A 22,463-nucleotide genomic window follows, 5' to 3' on the forward strand; every position below is an offset into this window, starting at 1 on the left:
GAACCCCTGTCCGGGGGCACAGCCCCCGCACCCCCGTCCTAACCAGATCTTCGGCTGCCCTATGAAGAGAGAAGCAGGGAACCAATCAAAACTTCGCGGGTTCTCAAAGCCTCTCTCCCGTAGCGGGAGAGAGGTTTGAGGTGAGGGAGTTCGAACCTTGTCAGTTCCCAGAGTACCGATGACAACCAGCTAATAGCTGATGAGCATCATCCCGTACTCTCGGATGAGGATAACTATGCCAGGAAGCGTGATTCGATTGATCCATCCCAGGCTGTAAACAGGCTGAGATTTTGATGGCACCTGCGACAGATTCAACCGATGACTACTGCAATCGGGCAACCACTCCCTTGTCTAGCAAAATCTGTTGGGTCAGCAGATCGCGAACGGTTGCTAACAAAACTCGTTGTTCATTGACTTCAAACTGAACGGAAATGCGATCGCTGCCGATCTGACCGGGTGGATCAAGATGGGCAACACAGACTTCATCGTGGTTGAGATCGAGCGAACGATAGGCGTCCTGCCGCCGAACTGTTGTGCTGGTCATGCGCCCTTGGGCGTCATAAATCATCTCTGCCTGAGTGACCTCAGCCACTTCGCCAATATCCAGACGAATATCTGCCTGTCCATCGCTGGCGACCTGTAAGATCAGCAGTTCAGGACGTTGGCAGGGATACTGAGTCCCCCGTTCAAATAAGGGGTAGTACGAACAAGTTTTGGCATAGGGTTCCCAGAGGCGAATGGCATAACTATGGTGCAGGTAATCGGCGATCGCCTCAATCTGACTCAATGCCAGGGCACCGTGGGCAACGGCTTCAAACGGTTTGTGCAGGGCAACCCGCTGTTTACCAAAATAGGACAACACCAATTGCTGAATTGCCGGGATCATAGAACTGCCCCCGACCAAAAGCACCTGGTCGATCTCGGCTTTGGCAATACCGTTACTGAGGGCGATCGCCAGTAGCTCATCAAGGGCTTGCCGCAGTTGTTCAAGCAGTTGCCGTGTTTCTAAAATGTCTTCCAGTTGGGCGCGGTTGAGGCTGATGTCGTACGACGTAAACGTAGCGTCGTCGAGCCAGCTTTCTTTGGCTTCGGGTTGTTTTGAAAGTTGAATTTTCAACTGTTCGGCGATCGCCAGCAAGGTTTGCCAACCCACAGCCCCAACGGCATCGCGCGATGAACCAATCTGCTGCAAATAGTCTTCAACAATCCACAGGTCAATGTCTTCACCACCGATATAGGCATCGGCTTTTGCCAGCACTTCTGCCCGATGAGTCTGGTAGCCAGGGGCGATCGCCGTTCGCACCAGGCTCAAATCCAACGTCCCGCCACCCACATCGATCACCAATACCAGCGCACCGGGACGCTGCACGGCATAGCCCAACGCCGCCGCCGTCGATTCATCCACCAGTTGCACCTGATCCACCCCCAAACTATTGCCCAGGTCACGAAACCAATCGAGATAGCGTTCGAAGGCACCGACGGGCACTGTAAAAATCACTTGAGACGGGTAGATCTGTTGCTCTGCCAGTTGTTGCCAGATGTGCAGCAAAAAGATTTCGGAAATGCTTTCGGCACTATAGCTTTGCCCGTCTAATTGTCGGGGTGGGGGCTGAAAATCGGCTGCCAGATCGCGCTTAAACGCTTTGAACAGGCGATCGGGTTGACTCACCCCCAACCGTTGCGATCGCACCTGTTCGCCAAAGGTTAACTGATCGGCACGATTGACGAACACCAACGAAGGAACCACCGGCACTTCTAGCAGATCACCCTTCGCATTTTTGCCCCTAAAAACCCGCGAAATCCCAGGAAAGCGCAACGACTTCGGCACTTGGGTATCGGGTTCTAAGATGCTGACCACTGTATTACTTGTGCCAAAATCGATGGCGATCGCCGTCATCCGATCTGTTCTCCACCCTATCTCTTAGAATGCTGCGCCAAAATGCTGTGCAATTCATGGGCGACCGCTTCGGGTTGCTCTAACATTGCCATATGTCCGCAATCGGGAATTTCTGTGACATTGCCATCGTCCGACTGAAATGAGGGATGAAAGCTTGCCAGATGACGAACGTATTGGGGTTCCATGACATCATCATTGGCTCCGGCAATGAAATGGACGGGTTGCGGCAGGCGAGCAATCAGTTGAGGCAAATAGTGAACTTCTGCTTCGGTCGTCGAGTCTAGCAGTGTCCCTACAGCCGCTTCCGGATGGGCAACCACCCAATCCATCAACCGCTTTCGCCCCCAGTGCCGTGCCAGCGGATGGGCAACATTTAATCGCGTCATCATCAGATCGAGCAGGGGCAGGTAACACAACCAGCGAGGGCGTAACTTCACCAGTTGTTGTCCGGCGGCGCGAAATCGTTCAAATTCTTCTTTGAGATAAATCCCGCCTCCAGAATTGACACAGATCACCCCCTGCACGACCGCTGGCATCAGGTCGGCTGCCCACAGAGCAATGCTGCCACCGAGGGAATGCCCAATTAGCCAGACACGGGTAATATTGAGCTGTTGCAGCAGATTCATCAGGTCTTGGGCGTAAGCAGCCGGTCGATAGGGAGACTCTGACGCTTCGGTTAAGATAGCAGCGGCGGTGCTGGTCAGTTGATGGTGGGAAGACCAGACAGAGCGATCGCCCCGGTCAGTCTGGGATAGGGGTGCAGTAGGATTGGCGCTTGCGGCAAGGGGTCGAGAACTCGGTTGAGAGTCGCCAAACCCTCGCAGATCATACGACAAACATTGATAGTCGGCAGACAGTCGCTGAATGGTAGGCGACCAGTATTCACGGCTTAATAACCAGCCATGAATAAACACCAGTACAACATTATTATCGGTTGGGGGCGTCATCTCGTAGACGTGAGGCACTCCCCTGATCACAGCGGTCTTGATCATATCTCTATCGTATCCTGAGGGGTTGCCAGAACGGACGCAAAACGACGCGATCGCGATCGCTTTGCACAAAATCAGGCTAAAAAACTAGTGGTAAGAGCACCCCTAATTCCAGTCTAATCCGTAGAAGACCCATCCTTCTATAGCCTGACATAATCCAATTGCAGCAATTTTCAATTGCTTGAACCACAGGTTTTTTGTTGTGTGCCGCGCTCTACGCGGCACACAACAAAAAACTAAATATAGCGCTGTGCAGGTTGATTCAGTACGGTGTTGTGGGGCGCGGAGCGCCCCACAACACCGTTTCTGTACTTAACGAACTTGCACACCGCTATATATCCAGGCGCGAAGCGCGGTAGGACAGGTGATGGGGATCAAATGCTGGGCGGAGTGCAGCATTTGATCCCTGATGCGATTCAAGAGTGCGATCGCTTTGCCATCGCTCTTTCAAACAGCATGATCGCTACAGATTTAGGAGGTTTGCTCAAGGCAACCCTGTGTGAGTTTGATGATTTGTTCAAACGCAAAATCTTGAACCAGGGTTTCTAAACTCACTGCCAAGGCACTGTATTCAGATGGGATGTCCTGGATCAGCGGCAGCACAATTTTTTCGTCACACGAGAGTGCAGCCTGATAGAGAGCAATCAACCAATCTGAAGGCATCACGGCTAGATCTTCACACGTTAACGGCGGGTGAGTAGCTAAAGCCAGCGCAGAGATAGAACTGGCAGCGGCGTAGGTATAGCGCACGCCCAGATGTTCAGCCAGTTTATTCAACAACGTTTCAACTTGAAACGGTTTACTGATGTAGTCAGTACAGCCAGCGGCAAGGGCAAGGTCGCGATCGCCCGGAGAAGCTTGAGCCGTCAGCGCAATGATGATCGTGGGGTGAGACTCCGCCCGATCAGCCATACCTTGCTCCAGATGCCGAATCCGTTGGGTGGCTTCATAGCCATTTAACCCCGGCATCCGAATATCCATCCAGATGAGATGGGGCTGCCATTGCTGCCAAAGCGACACCGCATCCTCGCCATTCGTGGCTTCTAACAACTCTAATCCCAGCGGTTGCAGCAGTTTGAACAGCAATATTCGATTTTCGCCCCGATCATCGACCACCATAATTCGATAGCGAGGTTGATCGGGTGCCAGCCCATTCACGATTTGAGTCGTCTGTGACAGTTGGGTATGGGTCGCCTGGGTAACTTGCACCGGAATGGTAAAGCCAAAGGTGCTGCCCTGACCTAAAGCACTAGATACCGTGATCTCTCCCCCCATCAACTGCACAAGCCGCTGGCTAATCGGTAACCCCAGCCCCGTACCTTCCTGGGCATGTTGACCGACAGATGCCTGGGTAAAGGGATCAAAAATCGAACTTAAATCTTGGGGTGCAATGCCAATCCCGGTATCGCTGACTTGGAAGGCGAGGAAATAGAAAGGCTTTGCCTCTTTCTGCGATAGGGGAATAGAAGGATGTGCCGAAATCGTTAATTGCACCAACCCTTGCTGGGTAAATTTGATCGCGTTATTGAGCAGATTGATCAGCACTTGCTGCAATTTTTGCCCATCCACCACCACATATTGAGGCACCCCTGGCGCTAGATTTAAATGCAATTGCAACCCCTTGTTCAGGGCGCGCTGACTCAACATCCCCTGCAACGAGTGCAGCAAATGGAAAAGGTCGGTCTCTTGTTGCACCAAGATTAGCCGATCGGCTTCAATCTTAGAGATGTCCAGCACATCATTGATGAGCTTGAGTAAATGCTCACCGCTATCGTGAATCAGCTTCAGGTTTTCTTGCTGTTCCAGCGTCAGGGTGGGATCATGATCCATGAGTTGAGTGAACCCCAAAATAATATTGAGAGGGGTACGGAGTTCATGGCTCATGTTCGCCAGAAAGGTACTTTTGGCACGGTTCGCCACTTCAGCCGCTTCCTTGGCATGTTGCAGTTGTTGTTCGGCGCGTTTGCGGGCAGTGATATCGAGAAATAATCCATCCCATGCCACACCATCATCGGTGTGTTGGGGGCGAGAGTTCCCCTGTATCCATTTCAGGCAACCCGATGGGGTCGTCAGACGCCCTTCCCATTGCCATGGCGAGCCATTCTCCAGAGCGATCGCCAGGGACTCCTGCAACGCAGGTAAATCGTCGGGGTGGACTAAGTCCCAGACCCTATGGACATCCTCCAGAATGGCAGCAGGTTGCAGCTCCAACAATTCGGATGAGCCAGAGCTAACATAGGTAAACATCCCTGCCAGATCCTCACCGGGAAAATAGCGATAGATCATTCCTGGCATATTGGTCACCAGCGTTTGAAAGCGGGCTTCACTTTGCTGCAACGCCGTTTCTGTTTGCTTGCGATCGGTAATATCGCGCACAATCACCAGACACTCATCGCTACCACAGGGCACCAGACGCACTTCTTCATCAGCGGGCTTCCCCTGCTTTAAAATTTGATGCTCCCAAACTTGTAACTCCCCGGTCTTTAAGGCTTGATCAATCCGCTGCAACTCATAGTCCAACAGGTCAGGGGGGAGAACTTCTGACAGGTGCTGATGAATGGGGAGAAACATCCCCTGCTGCCCATCAGCGGGTGGAATAAAGTCATAGCAAGACCCATCTCGACCAATCCGCAAGAGCAGATCGGGGATAGCAACCAGCAGAGCACGATTGGTCGCTTCGCTTTGGCGCAGTTGTTCTTCAATTTTTTTGCGATCGCTAATATCTTTGAGTAAACCAATCACACAGTCTTGATTGTCAATATAACTGACGGTTGCTGAGAGTAATACGGTTCGACATTCGCCTGATGACAGGCGAAAGACCACTTCAAAGTCTTCGATTTTACCGTCTTGTTCGAGGGTGTGCAGAAAGTAAGTGAAGTCCTCTAGGTCGTGCCATAAATTTAAATCCCTACAGGTTCGATTTAAGATTTCTTCGCGAGAATAGCCTAGAAACGTCGTGAGGCGAACATTTACATCCAATATTCGTCCTTCGGCAAGGGTGGAAATCCAAGCTGAGTCAGGGCTGGTATGAAAAATATTAGAGAATTTGAGTTCAGAATCGCGCAGCGCCAGTTCTGTTTGTTTGCGCAGGGTAATGTCGTGAAACACGAATAAGAAGCGATCGCCTTGCATCGGAACGCACTGCACTTCTTCGTACTGGATCTGCCCAGAGTCTTGATCTGGCAAATGCTCGTTCCGCATGATCTGCTGCTCGTAGGTCTGTACCTTACCCGTCAGCTGAGCCTGTCGAATTGCCTCTATTTTGCGCTGCACGATATCGGCAGAACCCACGTCATGGATGGTTTTACCCAGGGGATGCCGATCAAGCCCCAACGGATCGATGTATGGCTGAACGGTGACGTGATCCAAAATGGTGCCCTCGGCATCCACGATATACATCAGATCGGGAATGACAGACAAAATGGCACGTTGACGGGCTTCACTTTCTTGCAGCTCCAGATCGGCTTGCTTGCGATCGCTGATATCGGTGATCGTGCCGACCAGTTGCACCACCTGCCCCTGCTCATTGACGATTGCCTCGCCCCGGCTGATCACATAACAGATGGAGCCATCCGAGCGGATCATACGATGCTCTACTTCGTAGGGTGTGCCATCGGCGATCGCGCGTTCTACCGCAGCCTGCATCTTCGGCTGATCGTCTGGCGGCAATAACTTAAAAATCTCTGGATAGGCGGGTATCCCTGCCTCTTCTGCAAGTCCCAGGATGCGAAACTGTTCGGCTGACCAGGTACTTGTCCCCGTGGTCACATCAAATGCCCAACTACCTACCCGAGCAATGCGCTGAGCCTCAGTCAGCGCAGCGGTTTTTTCAGCCACCTGTTGTTCTAGCTCTTGGGCATAATTTTGCCGCAGTTGATCCGCCTGTTGCAGGGCTTTTATCATCCGGCGAAACGAGTCAGATAACATTTCTAACTCAATAATCCTGGTGGCAGGCAGGGGATGATCGAGGGCACCATCGGTAAAATCCTGAGTCGCATGGGTGATGCGGAGCAGCGATCGCGCAATCCGTCTAGCCGTCCACACACTCACGGCAATTAACCCCACTAAGGCTAAGCCACATAATAAAACCGTGCGCTGGGTATTGGCGTGGATTTCGCCCATAAAGTCTGATGCTGGCAGCACCACGACCATGAGCCAATCGAGTTCGCCCCTGAGCGGCGTCACCTGAACAAAATAGCGCTGGTGTTGAAACAGCAACTGCAACTGAATAGGATGGGTGATCTGATCTAAGGCGATCGGCTGTTGGGATAACAGCGTCGTCGCCGCCGCCGTCAGGGGGTTCTTACTATAGAGAGCTGCTAAGCGGCGATGCTGAACCGTGACGTTGTTGATATGATTCTCAGCAGAGGTGCGGTCAAAGGGAACTTCGTCGGTCGAGGTGGCAACTAATAAGCCATTGCGCTCTATTAAAAATACTTGCCCCGTACTGCCCGTATCTAAGCTGCGGAGAAATTCGCCCAGTTGCGTCAAATAGATACTGGAACCCAACACCCCTTGAAACGTGCCATCTGCATCATAAAAGGGAAGAAATTTAACCAGATGCAGAATCGGTTTGTCTTGACCTTGGGATAAGTTAACGCCCAACGTCCAAATTCCCTGTCTCGCCTCCCGCGCCTGGGTATACCAGGGGTTGCCCGGTGGATCGTTGTGCGGATCGTAGTTGTGTCGGGTTTCTTGCAGTCTCAGGTTTTGTCCCGTTTGATCGGCTAAATAACGGTTAAACGCGTGATCTGGTGACGCTGCATCCAGTCTGCGAATAATCAACGAGTCTGGTTGGGGTCGTTCTACCGCCAAAAATTCACCCGCTTCGTTGGCGATCGCCGTGGCACTGAGGTTAGGGAAGATCTGCATTTGCTGGACAAAGTAGGACTGCATCATTGCCAGGTCATACCCATCAAGATGCTGCTGTCGCAACAACGCCGCATTGGTTTGCGTCACCGTTCGAGGTACTGAAAAATAGCGATCGAGGTTTTGCTCAACCCGATCGCCAATTTCTTCAATTAATTGGTTCGCCAGATCAGCAACAGCGTCCTGCCCGCTGCGATAAGACAAATAGCCAATGAGACCAACAATGCCAACAACCTGCACCACAAACGGTATCGTCAAAACCAGATGAAGCGGTAGTTTGAGTCGATATCGAGCCGGTCGCCGGGATGCTAAATGCGATCGCCAATCAGAAAGCTGAAATCTCATAGGCATACACTCCGTGGTTCGAGCGCTCCTCTAGGTTGGGCGATCGCGACGATGCCAGCGACTCCACAATTCGTCATCCGTTCAGGCAAATCAGGACAACGGCATGGAGCTGGCTGACCCGCAGGATGAATTGACATCGCAAGACGACAGTCTATCCTCAAATTTATCCCAGGATGTAGTAATGCCACGAATCGGATTAGAGACATCTCTTGCAAGATTTTAATTTAGCTTATAGATTCGTTAAAAGCTCACCCTGCGATCGCCCTATAACCATTGCCTATTGTCTGGAAAACATCCCTGACAGCCATTTTCAATGGCTGAAGCCACAGATTTTTTGTTGTGTGCCGCGCAGAGCGCGGCACACAACAAAAAATCTAACCCTATCCCAGCGCGAAGCGCTGTAATACACATCCATAGTTTATATAACCCATGCTACCGACCCACCTACCATGGCTAGCTCGTGGCAGCGGCGTTCGTAGTACCCTAAGAGGTCGAACCTCCACCCACATCTACCCTGGCTCAATTTTAGAAACAGGAGTTTCTGCCAAAAAAATTCCTGTTCTCAAAATAACCGGGATGAATGTGCTTTAAGCCACTCTTCCCTATCCTTTTCGTCTGGATGTCTGAATGCTGCCCTGTAAACTACCCCCTCCCCTAAAACCTGACGATTTGCTGAGAGCGATCGCACCCAGCGGTGCCTTACGAGAACGGGAAGCCTTTCAAAGAGGCGTCGATATTTGGCGATCGCATGGCTTTCGGGTGGAGGTGAGCGCCACCTATGACGAACGTTGGGGATATCTGGCGGGCAAAGATGACGTGCGTCGCGACCAATTGCGGCTGGCATTGGATGATCCGCAGTGTCGTGGAATTCTCTGTGCCAGAGGAGGCTATGGCGGTGCCCGATTGCTAGAAGACTGGGATTGGCAACTGATAGAACCCAAGTGGCTGATTGGCTTTTCGGATATTACCAGTTTGCTGTGGAGCCTGAGCAAGCAAGGGGTTGCGGGGGTACATGGGGCATTATTAACAACGCTCTCGGCGGAACCGGAGTGGTCGATTCAGCGCTTGTTTAATTGGGTGCAGGGGCGATCGCTAGAACCGTTGCAGGGCAAAGGGTGGGGAGGAGGACAGGTGACGGGGTTGTTGCTGCCTGCCAATCTTACGGTTGCCACCCATCTGTTACATACGCCAGCCCAGCCGGATTTAGACGGTGTCATCTTAGCCCTCGAAGATGTTTCAGAAGCGCCCTATCGGATCGATCGAATGCTGACCCAGTGGCGCATGACCGGGGCATTCGAAAAAATTCGGGGGATTGCGTTAGGACGGTTTAGCCAGTGTGAAGCACCTGCCAATGTGCCAAGCTTTACAGCCGAAGGAGTCTTGCGCGATCGCCTGTCTGACCTGGGCATCCCGATTGTTTCAGATCTACCGTTTGGGCACGATGGTGCCAATGCTGCCTTACCCGTTGGCATGCCAGCTCGACTCGATGGCGATCGCGGAATTCTACAAGTCTTGCTCTAGTACTTGGTCAAGTATTTTCTGACGGGTGATGTGCCGCGCTTCGCGCGGCACATCACCCGTTTTAACCGTCAATTTTTAATGGACAGACCACTAGTTGATACCCTATCGCGCCAACTCTGCCTGAAGAAAATCAATAAACTGTCGCGCACTGCGTCCCGATCGCCCGTTGTGTCGGGTTGCCCATTGCAAGGCGCGATACTCTAAGTCGCTGGCATCGATCGTTAAATGCAATTCTGCGGCTAGATGATGCACGATCTGAAGATAAGTGGTCTGGTCGGCAGGTTCAAAGGTCAGCGTTAAGCCAAAGCGATCGCTAAACGATAGCTTTTCCTGCACCGTATCCCAGGAATGGACTTCATCAGCATCACTAGGGCGGGGGCGATCGCCAAAAAATTCGCGGATCAAGTGGCGACGGTTGGAGGTGGCATAGACCACCATGTTCTGGGGGCGAGCTGTCAGGTTGCCTTCCAGCACAACTTTTAACGCTTTAAACGCGTCTTCATCGGCTTCAAACGACAGGTCATCGACAAACACAATAAACTTTTGCGGCAAACCGCGCAGTTGCTCGACAATGACAATCAAATCCTTGAGATCGGATTTGGCAACTTCAATCAACCGTAAACCGCGATCGCCATAGGCATGCAACAAACTTTTGACCAACGACGATTTGCCCGTGCCCCGGCTGCCATAGAGCAACACATGCAAAGCACGATAGCCGGACAGCAACGCTTCTGTATTTTGCAGCAATAGCTGTTTTGGCAACTCATATCCCACCAGTTCATCCAACCGCACCGGGTCAGGGTGGGCAATGCCGATAAATTGACCCGATTGCCAGCGCAACGCCCAGTAGTCACCAAACAATCCGGTGCCCATCCAGCAATAGTAATTCACCAGTTCTTCTAAGGCGTCTGCCCAGTCCGCCATGTCTTGCAACATCAACCGGATCGACGATTGTCGGGTTGGCAGGTTGGTGAACCCTGTGGCATCATCACCATCCCAAACCACTGGCACATCGGGCATCCCCGTGACAACCTGCATCCAATGACTGAGCTGGCTACTGCTAAATAGATGCAGACTTTGGAGAATGCGCAAATCTGATTGAGCGGCGGCAATGAAGGGTTTGGGCAAATCTGACCAGTTGGTTTGCTGTACCTGACGGGTGAAAGGATTGTCAGCCCGTAAAATTTGCATCAATAAATAGTCTTGCCAGGTTTGCCGATGGCGTGCCAGGGTGCTAAACCATTCCCCATAGGCATAGTGGCAGGCAAGGCGATCGCCCTGTCGCAATGTTTGCAGCACATTAAGAAAGGCTTGACCGATGTCACCCTTGAGAACAGACTGATAAAGCAGTAAGGACGCTGCTTGCGCCTGAAGAGTTTGAATTGACTGCACAATTTGACTGTCCATTCTTTTACTCTACTGGCTTTGGCGCGCTCCCGTGTAGACTTTACGACGTAACTCTCATGACTCTGGGAATTGTTGCAGCGATCGCGTATGGGTTGTTGGCTATCATCGGCGGCATTATTGGCTACAAGCAAGCTCAAAGCAAAATGTCGTTGATCTCTGGTCTAGTCAGCGGCATCTTGTTGGTGTTAGGCGGAATCCTGCAACTGCAAGGGTTCAATGTGGGGTTAATGTTGGCAGCGGCGATCGCGGCTGTCTTAATGGTGGTGTTTGCCATTCGGCTAGGAAAAACCCGCAAGTTTATGCCATCGGGGGTCATGCTCCTGACAGGCATCGCGGCTTTTACCGCCATGGTGCTGGCAATCTAACTCTCCCCGTCCTGGTTTGAGAGACGCGATTGATCACGTTTTGAGTAGGTATGAATGAGGACAGGCAACCTTGGGTTGCCTGTCCTCATTCATACGCAAATCACGATCGCATCTCTACAAAAATGGGGTGAAGGTACGAATTGTCCGTCGAATTTGCAACAGAAAAATCAGATGGCGCACCCTGGGATCCATATCGGGCGTCCATTCTCTTGCTTGAAGCTGTTCTTCCAGTTCGGCATATTCTGCCGCAGTCAATTCTTCACCATCAACGGGCGATCGCGCTTCCGTAATAATTTCTGTCCGCAACACCTCTTCTGGAATATCCTCGGGTGGCGGTAATGCGATCGCAGGCACCACGTTTCCCGATGTCACCCATAGTGCCAAAACACCCAGCCACAACCCCGGTTGCTTTTTAGACTGACGTTGCACTCTGACGATGGACTGGGGATGGGTGAATAATCTTTGATCTAGGGTCTGTTTTAAAGGGTGTTTTTGCGTGCGCTTCGCGCGCGAAAAAACAACCCTCTGAGAGAGTTTTAAACCACGCCCTAGCGATCGGCTTGATAAATCGGGACTTAGAAATGGCGGCATAGCGTTAAGCAGCAGATTGTTTCATAGCTTCTAACAAGGCAGACAGGGCTTTATCTTCCGATGGATTGACCTTGCGATCGAGCAACGCAATACTGACGGCATTGGGTAAGGCGATCGCCGCGACATCGGCATCAATGCCATCCATCAAATGATCCAACGATTGCGGCACTTTTAACGCCGAACGAATTCCCAACATCGTCATCTCATCAAACCCTAACCCGCGCAACTGCGGATATAACGAGTCCCAATGGGCGGGTTGTTCAGGGTCGCCAATCTGAATCACATATGCCCAGAGGCGATGCAGTTTACTCTGTTGCGAGGGTGTCATTTCCGCAATCGACGTGATCACCCCTTCATCTTTTGTTTTAGGCTGATGCAAATTGCGTAGAATTTGTTCCCAATCATGAGGATCACACGCCTCTGGTCTGCCCACGGTCAACGAAACTTGAATCCGATCAGAGTTCGCATCCAACTGCGTAACTTGCGCATGCACTCCTAAAAAGCCAAGCCACTGAGCGATCGTATTCACCAGAGTGGAACGGGTCGCCTGACTGTTTGCCAATAATCGAAGTTGAGTGCGAACCATCGGACGCACGATCTGTGTCAGCATAACCACCAATCCGTGGGAACGTCAGCTTTAGTCTTTCACTCTACCCTAAGATAACCAACCAGCTAAGGAATGAGAATTAAATAAAACCCAAGAGTTTTTTGGAAAATGCGATCGCAATAACCCGCAGGTTCATCGATTTAAGATCCTGACAGACCCAGATTTTTTTTCTGCCTTGACCCAGGTCACAAATCCCCGAATCGCCAACCCCAACAACATCACGTACAGCAACGACACAAATTTTACGTCTTTCACGTAATACAAACCAATACCAATCACATCAACCAAAATCCAGTACAGCCAACTCTCAATGCGCTGGCGTGCCATCAACCCCATTGCCGTAAAGCTCATCACCGTTGTCCAGGCATCCAGATACGGAAAAGATGCAGGTGCGGGGAACCATGCCGGGACTATCAGATGAATGCGGCTGATCAATGCCCCCAGCAGCAGGGACAGCAGACTTGATAGCACCACTCCAACCCCAATCCAGCGGAATGAGCTGAAGCGAACGGCGAGAATCGTGCCCGATGTCTGGGGCGATCGCACCCAATACCACCACCCATAGGCACTGGCAGCTAGATAGTAAACTTGCTCCAGAGCATCAGAATAGAGCTGGATCTGGTAGAACAATGCCATGTAAAGCAACACGCTGATGATGCCAATCGGCCAGGTGAGAATCCGTCGTTGAGAGATCAGCCAAACCGACCACAGATAAAACAACGTGCCCACCAGCTCAATGTAGCTCATGGGATACCCCAGAATGGTAAATGCGATCGCCTTTACACTGAACAGATGCATCATGGCTGCGGTTAAATCTTCCTCACGGATGGCAGTGTATCTTAGGATCGTAGATTTAATAAAACCTCATTTTTTCTAAGAGAGCGACGGCTTCGCCGTCGCTCTCTTAGGAATGAAAATTAAATAAAGTCGATGATTTGTTGTAGGGGCGAACGGCCGTTCGCCCCTACAAATGATTCAATATTCGGTCTTATTTAATCCACGATCCTTAGAAAAATCATCGTGTCAAATTTGGAACTGCCCTTGTGAAAACTGTACGATCGCTCCTGGACGTCTTCCAGAGTCGTAAGATGGCTGCCCTGATCTTTCTGGGGTTTGCCTCTGGATTGCCCTTATATCTCACCAGTCGCACACTGCAAGCCTGGATGACCCAGGCAGACGTCGATCTGGGAGTCATCGGACTGTTTAGCCTGGTGGGGCTACCGTATTCCCTCAAATTTATCTGGTCGCCGTTGATCGATCGCTACGTGCCCCCGTTTTTGGGTCGCAGGCGCGGTTGGCTGGTGGTGACGCAAGTGTTGCTGGTGCTGGCGATCGCCGCAATGAGCTTACAAAATCCAACGCAGACCTTGCAGTTAATCGCAGTAAATGCGTTGCTGATTGCCTTTTTGAGCGCCACTCAAGATATCGCCTTTGATGCTTACCGCGTCGATGTGCTAGAAGAACGAGAACTGGGAGCTGGGGCAGCGATCGCCGTCTTAGGATACCGCATTGCTCTTCTCGTGACAGGTTCGCTGGCGCTGATTCTGGCAGATCAGATGCCCTGGCAACTCGTCTATTTGCTCATCGCTGGGTTAATGTCCCTCAGCATTCTGGCATCCCTCTGGGCACCCGAACCAGAACGCAGCCAACAACACCCTACGACCCTATTGGATGCGGTCATCTTGCCGTTTCAAGAGTTTTTCACGCGATCGGGCATCATCCGTGCCGTCCTGATTCTGATCTTCATCATCCTCTATCGCATGGGAGATGGATTGGTCAGCAACATGGCGACTCCCTTCCTGTTGCAAATTGGCTTTACGCAAACCGATATTGGTGCCATTCAAGGCGGTATGGGGCTAATCGCCACCATCGTTGGCGTCATGTTAGGGGGAGCCATCCTCAGCCAGTTGGGCATTCACCGTTCTCTCTGGGTATTTGGTGGGCTGCAAGCGGTTAGCAACCTGGTCTATTTCGGGTTGGCAAATTTGGGGCACAACTATTCCTTTATGGTGCTGGCAATTAACCTGGAAAACTTTTGTGGCGGATTGGGCACAGCTGCCTTTGTCGCGTTTCTGATGAGTCTGTGCAATCCCAAGTTTTCTGCTACTCAATTTGCCCTATTGACCAGTCTCTATGCCTTTAGTCGTGACATTTTGGTGGCTCCTGCGGGCATCATTGCTGCCAAAACCGGATGGTCTATGTTCTTTTTATTAACCCTGGTCGCAGCCCTACCGGGGCTGTTGCTGTTGCCCTGGTTTGCCCCCTGGAACACGCAGGACACAAGCCTGGACGAGTGAACAAGGTCAAAATTATCTATTATTTGGACGTGCGCGCCGAAGGCGCGCACGTCCAAATAATACGGTGTTGTGGGGTGACAGTGAGGCATCAGACCTCCGAGGTTTTGGAAACCTCGGAGGTCTCAGGGAGTGCGATCAGAGTTATATCGGAGGTTTTGGAAACCTCGGAGGTCTCAGGGTAGAAACCTCGGAGGTCGCAGGGAGTGCAATCAGAGTTGTAGCGGATGCCATTCAAACAAATTGGTGTATGTCTGGTATTGTGCCAAAATCCGTTTTACCTGTTCTACCCGAGTTGCCAGATCACCCCGCAGGCGAATAAATGGCAATTTGCGTTGGATCAAATCAGCCACAATCTGTTTTTGAAACACCTGCCGATCGGCATCGCCTGAACGATCCCAGGTATCGTCATAGGGAATATCGGTCTCGCAAAGAAACACCAAGTCGTAACGAGACACCGCTTGATTTGCCAGCTCGAGCAATCGAGGTGCAGCCGTGGTGTGATACGCCAGTGAAAACAGGTAGGTCGTGATGGCGTTGGTATCGGTGAAGAGAACCTGATTGGCTTGCCACAACAGCGCTTCCTCGCGTTCTAAATGCGTCTCAGCGATCGCCACCAATTGCTCTAGCGATAGGCGACGGTTGACCTGATGCTGTTCCCAATACTCTCGCCCATACTCCGGCATCCATACAGTATTGAATTCTTCGGCAAGACGTTCGGCAATCGTTGTTTTACCCGTAGACGGTGCGCCCAGAAAGACGACATTCGTGATCAAGTCACGATACACCAGTGGAGGCATCCAATCCCGATGAGCAAACAGATTCTGACGGATTTGAGTCGCAGAAATGGGGACTTGAAGGCGATCGCAATCTACCAACCGATTGACTGCACCCAGTGCCAAACTCATATGTGCTCCATAAAACTCGCTGGAGTAGAAATGAGTAATATCCCGCACTTGCAGCCGGTTTAACACATACTCTTCATGGCATTGGCGAATCTCTGGCGTATCACCGACCACAGTTGGCCCATCCCAGGCTTCGATCACCTGCACCGTTGGATACAGGCGTCGCAGCCAATTTGACCGCACACTCAACGGAATCCGTGTGGTTTCAGGGCAATCATAGACAATTACCACCACGTCATCCATTTCAGATAACGCCGTCTCGATCACCCATTGGTGTCCGCGATGCAGCGGGGCAAATTTCCCTAACGTCAAACCACGCGTCTTCATGGATATGATTCTACGCAATCCAGTTAGGACACTAGAGGGCGGGGGCAGTGCCCCACGCAGGGGTTTCACCCCTGCACCCCGTCCTAACCCTAATGCATACCGCTATGGAAAGCAGAATGTGAGGCATTCACCTGCGGTGAATGCCTCACACCTTCATGCGTCGTCTAAACCTTAGCTTCCAGAGACTTGAGATATTCTGTATTCACACCCGACTCGCGGACGAGAGAAATTTTTCCGGTGCGAGCAATTTCACGAATCCCAAACCGATTCAGAACCTGCACGATCGCCACCATCTTACCGGGATCACCCACGACCTCCAGCGTCAGCGAATCTTCTGCCACATCCACCACGCGCGCCCGAAAGATTTGTGCCAGCCCAATCACTTCAGAACGAGTAGAACTGTTGGCATTGACCTTTAACAACATCAGTTCTCGTTCGACACAAGGGATTTCTGAAATATCTTGTACCTTCAGCACGTTGATAAGCTTGTAGAGCTGCTTAGTGACTTGCTCGATCGCCCGATCATCTCCCGGTACGACCATAGTGATGCGAGAAATGCCGGACTGCTCTGCCGGCCCCACTGCCAAACTTTCGATATTAAACCCACGACGGGCAAACAACCCGGCAATGCGAGACAAAACGCCTGCCTCATCTTCAACCAACACGGAAAGGGTATGTTTCATAACAATGCTGCTCTACCAGCACGCTGGCACTACAAAAAAAGCCATGGCTAAGGTTTTACCAGACTTAGCGATAGCAATTCCAAACTCTAATTCTATCTGACTTTCGTCTACCCACAGCATAAGTCCATCGGCGAATCTATCGGCTTGTCATGGTGAAGGAAACCACAGGTTTCCTCCACCATGACAGCTGGCAATTACCCGGATGCCATTTGCTGAGCAAAATTGCGGTTGTTTTGGTACGGCACCATCCTCCCTTGCGCTTTTTGGTAGTATTCGGGCACGCTGGGATCAACCTGCTGAAGTTCTCTCAGGGCTTGATCCCACAGGCTGGCAATGCGCAGCCAATCGCTAGCGGTTTGGGGGGGTGCGGTCTGCAAACTATCGGCTTCTTGGGCGATCGCCACTGCCCGCCGCAAGGGGGCATACGCTTGTGCCTGGTGAGCATTGCTGAGTTGATCGCGATAACGATTGATCAGCCGTTGAGCCGCACTATAGGTTTCGCTATTGTCGGCAGAAATGCTTTCTAACGATGCGATCGCCTGCTGCCAAAGTTCGATAATGTCTTGCCATTGCTTTCTATCGAGAATATCCTGCCACCGATCTGGCGCACCATTGGTCTGGGCTAAGTCAGTCGCCGTAATGCTTTTGATAATGGCAGTGGCATATGCCAGTTCTGCCTCACATTGCTTGCGTTTGGGTAACGTCTGCACGTAGAGGGGGTCAGATTCATCCAGATCGACTAACACCGCATCCAGCAAAGCACATGCCTCTTGCCACCGAAAGGCGATCGCATTCCATTCCTTGCGCAATACACTCGGCTCCCAGTCGGTTCTTTGCTCCGCTTTGGCTCTGGCATCGCGGGTTAAGCGTTCTACCTCGGCAACGGCGGCAAATGCCTGATTGACCCTGGGGTTCTCCGGCTCAGGTGAGCGACAGATCACAGGACTGATCCGCTGGCAAAGATCGGGTCGAGCCAGCACCGTGCCCCCTGCCCCAATGCCGACTGTTGCCAAAATAATTAGCATGATCTTCATGGGCAATTTCAGCACCGAGCGGTGCTTGGGCGTGACGGCGATCGCAACCACCGGGTTTAAATCTTTTGACGGTCTAGTCCCCTGAGTCGGCGTTGTCTCGACTAGGGGAATGACAGCAACGGTTGCATTGGGGGAATTCGGCTCCGCGCTGGGTTCGCTTTCCGTATGGTCTATTTCAGCCGTAGGTGAGAGGGCGATCGCGGACTCAGAAACGGGCACTGGAGCTGGATAATACCGTTGCAGAATGTACGTTTCTAAGGGAGCAATGTCCTCATCCCGCAGTTTCAACACTCGCTGCAACTGCACCAGATCTTGCCGATCCATAGCCTGGATCTTTCCGGAGGGTCGGGTCATGTTCAAAAACACGCGCCCGTAGTCTTGCAGCTTCTTGCGATATTCCTGGTGCGGTTTCAGGGCATCTGCCTCAATCTGTTGTGCCACATCGCGATGCAGCCCCAGTTCAGCTTGCAATTGATCTAACGCCGTTCGACCTGCCGGAGAAAATTTTCCGTGGCTGGCAAACCGTTCTGCCTCTTTGCGATATTTCAATTTGGGATCGCTAATTAAGGCTTTGGCAATGCAAATTTTGTAGCCTTGTTTGACCGCATAAATTTCTGGCTTCATCGCAGGAGCCGCTTCTCTCACCTTCTTGGCAGCAAACTCATGCAACTCATCGGCAGAAATCACTTCATCATTATCTTGATCTGCCGCCGCCGTTTCCAAACCTTCGACCAAATAACGGGTATAAACCGATAGTTGCGCATCGCGTTGTTCAAACGAATATTGGGTCGAAGTTGCAGAGGTTAGAATCACTCGACCTTCCCCTGCTGCTGGCATCTCACCCGGACTTGCATGGGAATCTGAGCCAATCAACTGATCTTTGAGATTGACGGAGTCATCGTCTTTGGCGGCTAACCCTTCGGCAAATGCCCCACTAAAACAACAATCGAGAATAATGATCTGTTGTCGAGAACGACTGTTGATCATCAGATCATGAATGAAGCTCGCCGGAAGTGCTGTTGCTTTAATTAAAGACCCTCGCGCATCTTTAGCCGTTTTGCTCGTTGCCAGATACAGGCGACCTTGCTCGTCTTTAATGCCGTGACCCGAAAAGAAAAGCAGGGTCACATCTTCTTTTTTGCGACCATCAAATAGGGTCTGAATGGCAGTGCCCATTTCCGTGGGGTCAGGGTCAACCAACCGCTGAACCTCTGTGAAATCGCCAATATCTACCTGTTGCAAAACCCGACCCAGTGCTTCCACGTCTTTAGCAGCACCGGGTAGCGAATTGAATCCTTGTCCGTAATGGCTGACTCCAATCAGCAGCGCTACCCTAACCATTGGCAGTTCTTAAAATGCTATAGGATATTCGTCTAGACTCTGTGTTATGAGCGATCGCGTTTAATGTCCGAACGGGTCGAAGCAACCCAAAAAAAGGGACTAAAAATCAGGCTAACGATGGCAATGCTGCCAGGGCTAACCGATCCGTTGCCGCACTCCCCCTGTAAAGGAGTCAACGCAACGGTCAAGAGGTGTCCATTTGCTTAACGTATTTTTCTATGGATGGATAGTTTCTTTTAACCAGCCAGGTAAAGGGACAAACATGAGAACCCCCATCTTTGTCCCTTTTAGGGGTGGTATCCGTTTGATCGGAATAATGTGAGTGACGATTCAGGCAATCTCGCAACCTTCAGTTATTGACTACAGTCCCCATTGCATCGATTTCCGACAAACTGAAGGCGATCGGACATGCGATCGCATTGCTTTTGATATTCCAGGTTACACATTAAAGTTGCGCATGATGGGAATAGAAACCGTTCCCCCTCATCAAACACCGCTTTAACGGCAACACTAAACAGCTCCTTCTCTTTAAGACTGTAAAGTTGGCTGGCTTGTTTCGCACGGGGCAAGACTGAGTTCACTTCATTGGATAAAAAGCTTGAGCGGGAAACCTTCGGTTTCCCGCTCAAGCTTTTTGTCCCAACAGATTTTGAGAGGCGCACCCCGAAGGGGTGCGCCTCTCAAAACCCGCCTATCTAACCACTCATTTAGGACGGCGATATCTGACATCGCCTCAGCAATGCTTTTTAGTTTGCGGCGGGTGTCGAAATCAGGGCAACTTCCAGTTCGTCTTCTGTTAGAGGCTTCAACTCAACGCGTAAGCCAGGACCAAAAAACCGCTCCATCTTTTCTCGTTTTTCCTGCCATTTGTCAAACTTGATCATGTAAGACTCAAACTCCAGCACCAATGCGTAGGCACCCTCAATGTCTTCTTCTCGTAGCCCCACCAGCACAGGTCTTTCTTCATCGGTTGGGCTGAGTCCCAAATGGCTTAACGACGAATCTAAATGCGCTTTTTGCCCATAGCGATAGCGGGTTACATCTTTACGAATTTGGTTTTGGGTTGCCGTAGCCTGCTTTTCTCGCAATTCTGCGACAGAGGGCGATCGCTGCGACAGAGGCACAGGTTTTAGTTCCGATGCTTTCAAAGCCAGCCCACCCAGCAGTAACGGAATGCCATAGAAAAATCCAATTAAATTCAGCGTTGGACTATTGGAAAAATAGGCAGCAAACCCTACAACGGTCAACACCCCGCCCACAACCAAACCCAATGATCCTAAAGAAAATTGACCCAGCATATTTTAAGAAAGGTTACGTAACGTCTTCTATCGTCATTCTTGCATTCAATGGGGAACGTTGAAGAATTCAGAAACCTTTGCAGTTAAAAAAGCAGGATCGGCACTGCCAACCCTGCTTTTTACGCTTTTTTGCATCTGCTGTGCGGTTGACCGTGAACCGTTTAGTGGCACGGTCAACGGCATTCGCCTAATAGGCATCTTGTAGCTCGTAGAAATCTGGCGAAATATAGTCTTTCCGCAGGGGCCAACCTACCCAATCTTCGGGCATCAGAATGCGCTTCAGGTTAGGATGCCCTTCATAGACGATGCCATACATATCGTAGCTTTCGCGCTCTTGCCAGTCGGCACCTTTCCAGATCCAATACACCGACGGAACTCTAGGATCTTCGCGAGGCAAAAACACCTTGACCCTGACCTCTTCGGACTTGCTAACATTGTCAGCAATTTTGATCAGATGGTAGACGCTAACCAATTCGCCACCCGGTCCCGTATCGTATGCGCCCTGAAATTGCAGGCAATTAAACCCATACGCATAGAGTGCCGTTGAGAAAGGCAACAAGAAATCGCGATCGACCTTGAGAATTTCTACACCCAGGTGATCAGACTCTAGCGCTTCGTGCTCAAAGCCATTCTCGGTCAGCCATTTGGAAACGACACCGGCTTCAACAATGGCATCAGCGGCACTTGCCAATTTAGATTCTTCTTCAGCCACGATCCACCGTCTCCTTCTGAATTTCTTCTTGTAATGCAGGAGACATCGGCATTCCCATTGCCTCCATCAGTTCTCTGGGTGGCGCTTTACGAGTGTCAGATTCGAGATATTGACCCGTGAAAATGTCGGGAACCACCTTCATTTTGTGAGCGGTGGTGTAATACCGATGGGTCTGATCGTAGTTGCCCCGTTCCATCACAGACTCGTTGGCAATCTTTTTGCGCAGTTTGATAATGGCATCAATAATCGCTTCGGGGCGAGGCGGGCAACCGGGAATATACACATCCACCGGGATCAGCTTATCGACACCCCGAACGGCAGTGGGTGAGTCAGCGCTGAACATACCACCCGTGATGGTGCAAGCACCCATGGCAATGACATATTTTGGATCGGGCATTTGCTCATACAGCCGTACGAGCGCCGGAGCCATTTTCATCGTGATGGTTCCAGCCGTAATGATCAGGTCGGCTTGGCGTGGACTAGAACGAGGGATCAACCCAAATCGGTCGAAGTCGAAGCGAGAACCGATCAGCGCGGCAAATTCGATAAAACAACACGCTGTGCCATAAAGCAGAGGCCACAAACTAGAAAGCCGTGCCCAATTGTGCAGATCATCGAGAGTGGTGAGGATGACGTTTTCCGATAGATCTTGGGTAACGCTGGGTGTCCCAATCGGATTGATGATCTTTTCTGGAGGATTCATGACCATTCCAGTGCTCCTTTACGCCACGCGTAGACAAGACCAATGACAAGAATTGCAATAAAGATCAGCGCTTCTACAAACGCGAGCAGCCCTAACTGACTAAATGCAACCGCCCAAGGATAGAGGAAAACCGTTTCTACATCAAAGATGACGAAAACGAGAGCGAACATATAGTATCTGATATTGAATTGAATCCAGGCACCGCCAATCGGCTCCATCCCAGACTCATACGTCAAACGGCGCTCTGCTCCCTTGCGTTTGGGCGCGATCAGGAAAGAGGCTCCAAAGGCAACCACGGGGAGTAGTCCGCAGATTAGCAGAAATCCTAAAAGATACTCGTACCCACTCAGGACAAACACAGGTAATAATTCCGCTGCGAAAGAACCAAATCTTAAACTATGTTACTTGTTTTGTATTGAGTTGAGTCAAGCAGGTTTACAGACTTACCCCAACAAGTTCTTATAGTTACCACAACAACTGCTTAAGGATCCTGGCAAAATTAAAACCCACAGTTTTTTGGGAGAGTGCGGCTCCGCCGCACTCTCCCAAAAAGAGTTATTCAAGTTCTTTTTATG

General features: G+C 51.1%; 19 protein-coding genes. 4 read left to right on the forward strand and 15 right to left on the reverse strand.

Translation table 11 applies throughout. The annotated features are described in order from the left end of the window. Positions 1 to 322 precede the first annotated feature (322 nt). From ACR6Z4_RS23330 to ACR6Z4_RS23340, 3 genes are all read right to left on the reverse strand, one after another. Entirely contained in the window at positions 323 to 1,897 is a 1,575-nt protein-coding gene (locus ACR6Z4_RS23330) for an Hsp70 family protein (protein ID WP_479719731.1), read from the reverse strand. Positions 1,898 to 1,914: 17 nt separating this feature from the next. After that, positions 1,915 to 2,889, reverse strand: a complete 975-nt coding sequence (locus ACR6Z4_RS23335; RefSeq protein ID WP_479719732.1) for an alpha/beta fold hydrolase — start codon at positions 2,887 to 2,889, stop codon at positions 1,915 to 1,917. Between the two features lie 468 nt (positions 2,890 to 3,357). Continuing rightward, the gene (locus ACR6Z4_RS23340; RefSeq protein ID WP_479719733.1) at positions 3,358 to 8,100 is read right to left on the reverse strand and encodes a PAS domain S-box protein; all 4,743 of its coding nucleotides are present in this window, start codon (positions 8,098 to 8,100) and stop codon (positions 3,358 to 3,360) included. A gap of 627 nt (positions 8,101 to 8,727) precedes the next feature. Here ACR6Z4_RS23340 and ACR6Z4_RS23345 point away from each other — a divergent pair. Continuing rightward, the gene (locus ACR6Z4_RS23345) at positions 8,728 to 9,621 is read left to right on the forward strand and encodes a S66 peptidase family protein (RefSeq protein WP_479719734.1); all 894 of its coding nucleotides are present in this window, start codon (positions 8,728 to 8,730) and stop codon (positions 9,619 to 9,621) included. 102 nt (positions 9,622 to 9,723) lie between these two features. Here ACR6Z4_RS23345 and ACR6Z4_RS23350 read toward each other — a convergent pair whose 3' ends face one another. After that, positions 9,724 to 11,028, reverse strand: a complete 1,305-nt coding sequence (locus tag ACR6Z4_RS23350; protein WP_479719735.1) for an ATP-binding protein — start codon at positions 11,026 to 11,028, stop codon at positions 9,724 to 9,726. Positions 11,029 to 11,084: 56 nt separating this feature from the next. Here ACR6Z4_RS23350 and ACR6Z4_RS23355 point away from each other — a divergent pair, with 56 nt between their 5' ends. Further along, complete coding sequence (locus ACR6Z4_RS23355; RefSeq protein ID WP_479719736.1) at positions 11,085 to 11,393, forward strand: TMEM14 family protein; 309 nt, start codon at positions 11,085 to 11,087, stop codon at positions 11,391 to 11,393. A gap of 114 nt (positions 11,394 to 11,507) precedes the next feature. On the opposite strand, the gene ACR6Z4_RS23360 is transcribed toward ACR6Z4_RS23355, so the two are convergent. From ACR6Z4_RS23360 to pnuC, 3 genes are all read right to left on the reverse strand, one after another. After that, positions 11,508 to 11,792 (reverse strand): hypothetical protein, encoded by a 285-nt coding sequence (locus ACR6Z4_RS23360; protein ID WP_479719748.1) that lies wholly within the window; start codon positions 11,790 to 11,792, stop codon positions 11,508 to 11,510. 196 nt (positions 11,793 to 11,988) lie between these two features. After that, positions 11,989 to 12,594 carry a hypothetical protein gene (locus ACR6Z4_RS23365; protein WP_479719737.1) on the reverse strand — a complete coding sequence of 202 codons (606 nt, stop codon included), beginning with the start codon at positions 12,592 to 12,594 and terminating at the stop codon, positions 11,989 to 11,991. Positions 12,595 to 12,723: 129 nt separating this feature from the next. Continuing rightward, on the reverse strand, positions 12,724 to 13,392 hold the full coding sequence (gene pnuC, locus ACR6Z4_RS23370; RefSeq protein ID WP_479719738.1) for a nicotinamide riboside transporter PnuC: 669 nt from the start codon (positions 13,390 to 13,392) through the stop codon (positions 12,724 to 12,726). A gap of 287 nt (positions 13,393 to 13,679) precedes the next feature. Between pnuC and ACR6Z4_RS23375 the strand changes: the two genes are divergently transcribed. Continuing rightward, entirely contained in the window at positions 13,680 to 14,888 is a 1,209-nt protein-coding gene (locus ACR6Z4_RS23375; RefSeq protein ID WP_479719749.1) for an AmpG family muropeptide MFS transporter, read from the forward strand. Positions 14,889 to 15,097: 209 nt separating this feature from the next. Here the strand turns inward: ACR6Z4_RS23375 and ACR6Z4_RS23380 are convergent, their stop codons facing one another. The 4 genes from ACR6Z4_RS23380 to ACR6Z4_RS23395 all read right to left on the reverse strand — a co-directional run bounded on the left by ACR6Z4_RS23380 (position 15,098) and on the right by ACR6Z4_RS23395 (position 19,363). Continuing rightward, on the reverse strand, positions 15,098 to 16,117 hold the full coding sequence (locus ACR6Z4_RS23380) for an AAA family ATPase (RefSeq protein ID WP_479719739.1): 1,020 nt from the start codon (positions 16,115 to 16,117) through the stop codon (positions 15,098 to 15,100). Between the two features lie 164 nt (positions 16,118 to 16,281). After that, the gene (gene ilvN, locus ACR6Z4_RS23385; RefSeq protein WP_479719740.1) at positions 16,282 to 16,800 is read right to left on the reverse strand and encodes an acetolactate synthase small subunit; all 519 of its coding nucleotides are present in this window, start codon (positions 16,798 to 16,800) and stop codon (positions 16,282 to 16,284) included. 194 nt (positions 16,801 to 16,994) lie between these two features. Next, the gene (locus ACR6Z4_RS23390; protein WP_479719741.1) at positions 16,995 to 19,175 is read right to left on the reverse strand and encodes a caspase family protein; all 2,181 of its coding nucleotides are present in this window, start codon (positions 19,173 to 19,175) and stop codon (positions 16,995 to 16,997) included. 44 nt (positions 19,176 to 19,219) lie between these two features. Beyond that, a complete protein-coding gene (locus tag ACR6Z4_RS23395; protein WP_479719742.1) occupies positions 19,220 to 19,363 on the reverse strand; it encodes a hypothetical protein in 144 nt (47 codons plus the stop codon). A gap of 134 nt (positions 19,364 to 19,497) precedes the next feature. Between ACR6Z4_RS23395 and ACR6Z4_RS23400 the strand changes: the two genes are divergently transcribed. After that, positions 19,498 to 19,677, forward strand: coding sequence for a hypothetical protein (locus ACR6Z4_RS23400; RefSeq protein ID WP_479719743.1), 180 nt, complete (start codon positions 19,498 to 19,500; stop codon positions 19,675 to 19,677). 244 nt (positions 19,678 to 19,921) lie between these two features. On the opposite strand, the gene ACR6Z4_RS23405 is transcribed toward ACR6Z4_RS23400, so the two are convergent. The 4 genes from ACR6Z4_RS23405 to ndhC all read right to left on the reverse strand — a co-directional run bounded on the left by ACR6Z4_RS23405 (position 19,922) and on the right by ndhC (position 22,247). Then, the gene (locus ACR6Z4_RS23405) at positions 19,922 to 20,473 is read right to left on the reverse strand and encodes a DUF2854 domain-containing protein (RefSeq protein ID WP_479719744.1); all 552 of its coding nucleotides are present in this window, start codon (positions 20,471 to 20,473) and stop codon (positions 19,922 to 19,924) included. A 187-nt stretch (positions 20,474 to 20,660) separates the two neighbouring features. Further along, the gene (locus ACR6Z4_RS23410; protein ID WP_479719745.1) at positions 20,661 to 21,185 is read right to left on the reverse strand and encodes an NAD(P)H-quinone oxidoreductase subunit J; all 525 of its coding nucleotides are present in this window, start codon (positions 21,183 to 21,185) and stop codon (positions 20,661 to 20,663) included. Continuing rightward, entirely contained in the window at positions 21,178 to 21,894 is a 717-nt protein-coding gene (ndhK, locus tag ACR6Z4_RS23415; protein WP_479719746.1) for a photosynthetic/respiratory NAD(P)H-quinone oxidoreductase subunit K, read from the reverse strand. Before ndhK ends, ACR6Z4_RS23410 begins: the two co-directional genes overlap by 8 nt. Further along, positions 21,885 to 22,247 (reverse strand): photosynthetic/respiratory NAD(P)H-quinone oxidoreductase subunit C, encoded by a 363-nt coding sequence (gene ndhC, locus ACR6Z4_RS23420; RefSeq protein WP_479719747.1) that lies wholly within the window; start codon positions 22,245 to 22,247, stop codon positions 21,885 to 21,887. Before ndhC ends, ndhK begins: the two co-directional genes overlap by 10 nt. Between the last annotated feature and the right edge of the window lie 216 nt (positions 22,248 to 22,463).

This window comes from Calyptranema fuscum S582 (genome assembly GCF_055793305.1).

Bases quoted from the DNA above. Each gene is read 5' to 3' on its own strand.
- ACR6Z4_RS23330 (WP_479719731.1), bottom strand. From the start codon at position 1,897: ATGACGGCGATCGCCATCGATTTTGGCACAAGTAATACAGTGGTCAGC.
- ACR6Z4_RS23335 (WP_479719732.1), bottom strand. From the start codon at position 2,889: ATGATCAAGACCGCTGTGATCAGGGGAGTGCCTCACGTCTACGAGATG.
- ACR6Z4_RS23340 (WP_479719733.1), bottom strand. From the start codon at position 8,100: ATGAGATTTCAGCTTTCTGATTGGCGATCGCATTTAGCATCCCGGCGA.
- ACR6Z4_RS23345 (WP_479719734.1), top strand. From the start codon at position 8,728: ATGCTGCCCTGTAAACTACCCCCTCCCCTAAAACCTGACGATTTGCTG.
- ACR6Z4_RS23350 (WP_479719735.1), bottom strand. From the start codon at position 11,028: ATGGACAGTCAAATTGTGCAGTCAATTCAAACTCTTCAGGCGCAAGCA.
- ACR6Z4_RS23355 (WP_479719736.1), top strand. From the start codon at position 11,085: ATGACTCTGGGAATTGTTGCAGCGATCGCGTATGGGTTGTTGGCTATC.
- ACR6Z4_RS23365 (WP_479719737.1), bottom strand. From the start codon at position 12,594: ATGCTGACACAGATCGTGCGTCCGATGGTTCGCACTCAACTTCGATTA.
- pnuC (WP_479719738.1), bottom strand. From the start codon at position 13,392: ATGATGCATCTGTTCAGTGTAAAGGCGATCGCATTTACCATTCTGGGG.
- ACR6Z4_RS23375 (WP_479719749.1), top strand. From the start codon at position 13,680: ATGGCTGCCCTGATCTTTCTGGGGTTTGCCTCTGGATTGCCCTTATAT.
- ACR6Z4_RS23380 (WP_479719739.1), bottom strand. From the start codon at position 16,117: ATGAAGACGCGTGGTTTGACGTTAGGGAAATTTGCCCCGCTGCATCGC.
- ilvN (WP_479719740.1), bottom strand. From the start codon at position 16,800: ATGAAACATACCCTTTCCGTGTTGGTTGAAGATGAGGCAGGCGTTTTG.
- ACR6Z4_RS23390 (WP_479719741.1), bottom strand. From the start codon at position 19,175: ATGGTTAGGGTAGCGCTGCTGATTGGAGTCAGCCATTACGGACAAGGA.
- ACR6Z4_RS23405 (WP_479719744.1), bottom strand. From the start codon at position 20,473: ATGCTGGGTCAATTTTCTTTAGGATCATTGGGTTTGGTTGTGGGCGGG.
- ndhK (WP_479719746.1), bottom strand. From the start codon at position 21,894: ATGGTCATGAATCCTCCAGAAAAGATCATCAATCCGATTGGGACACCC.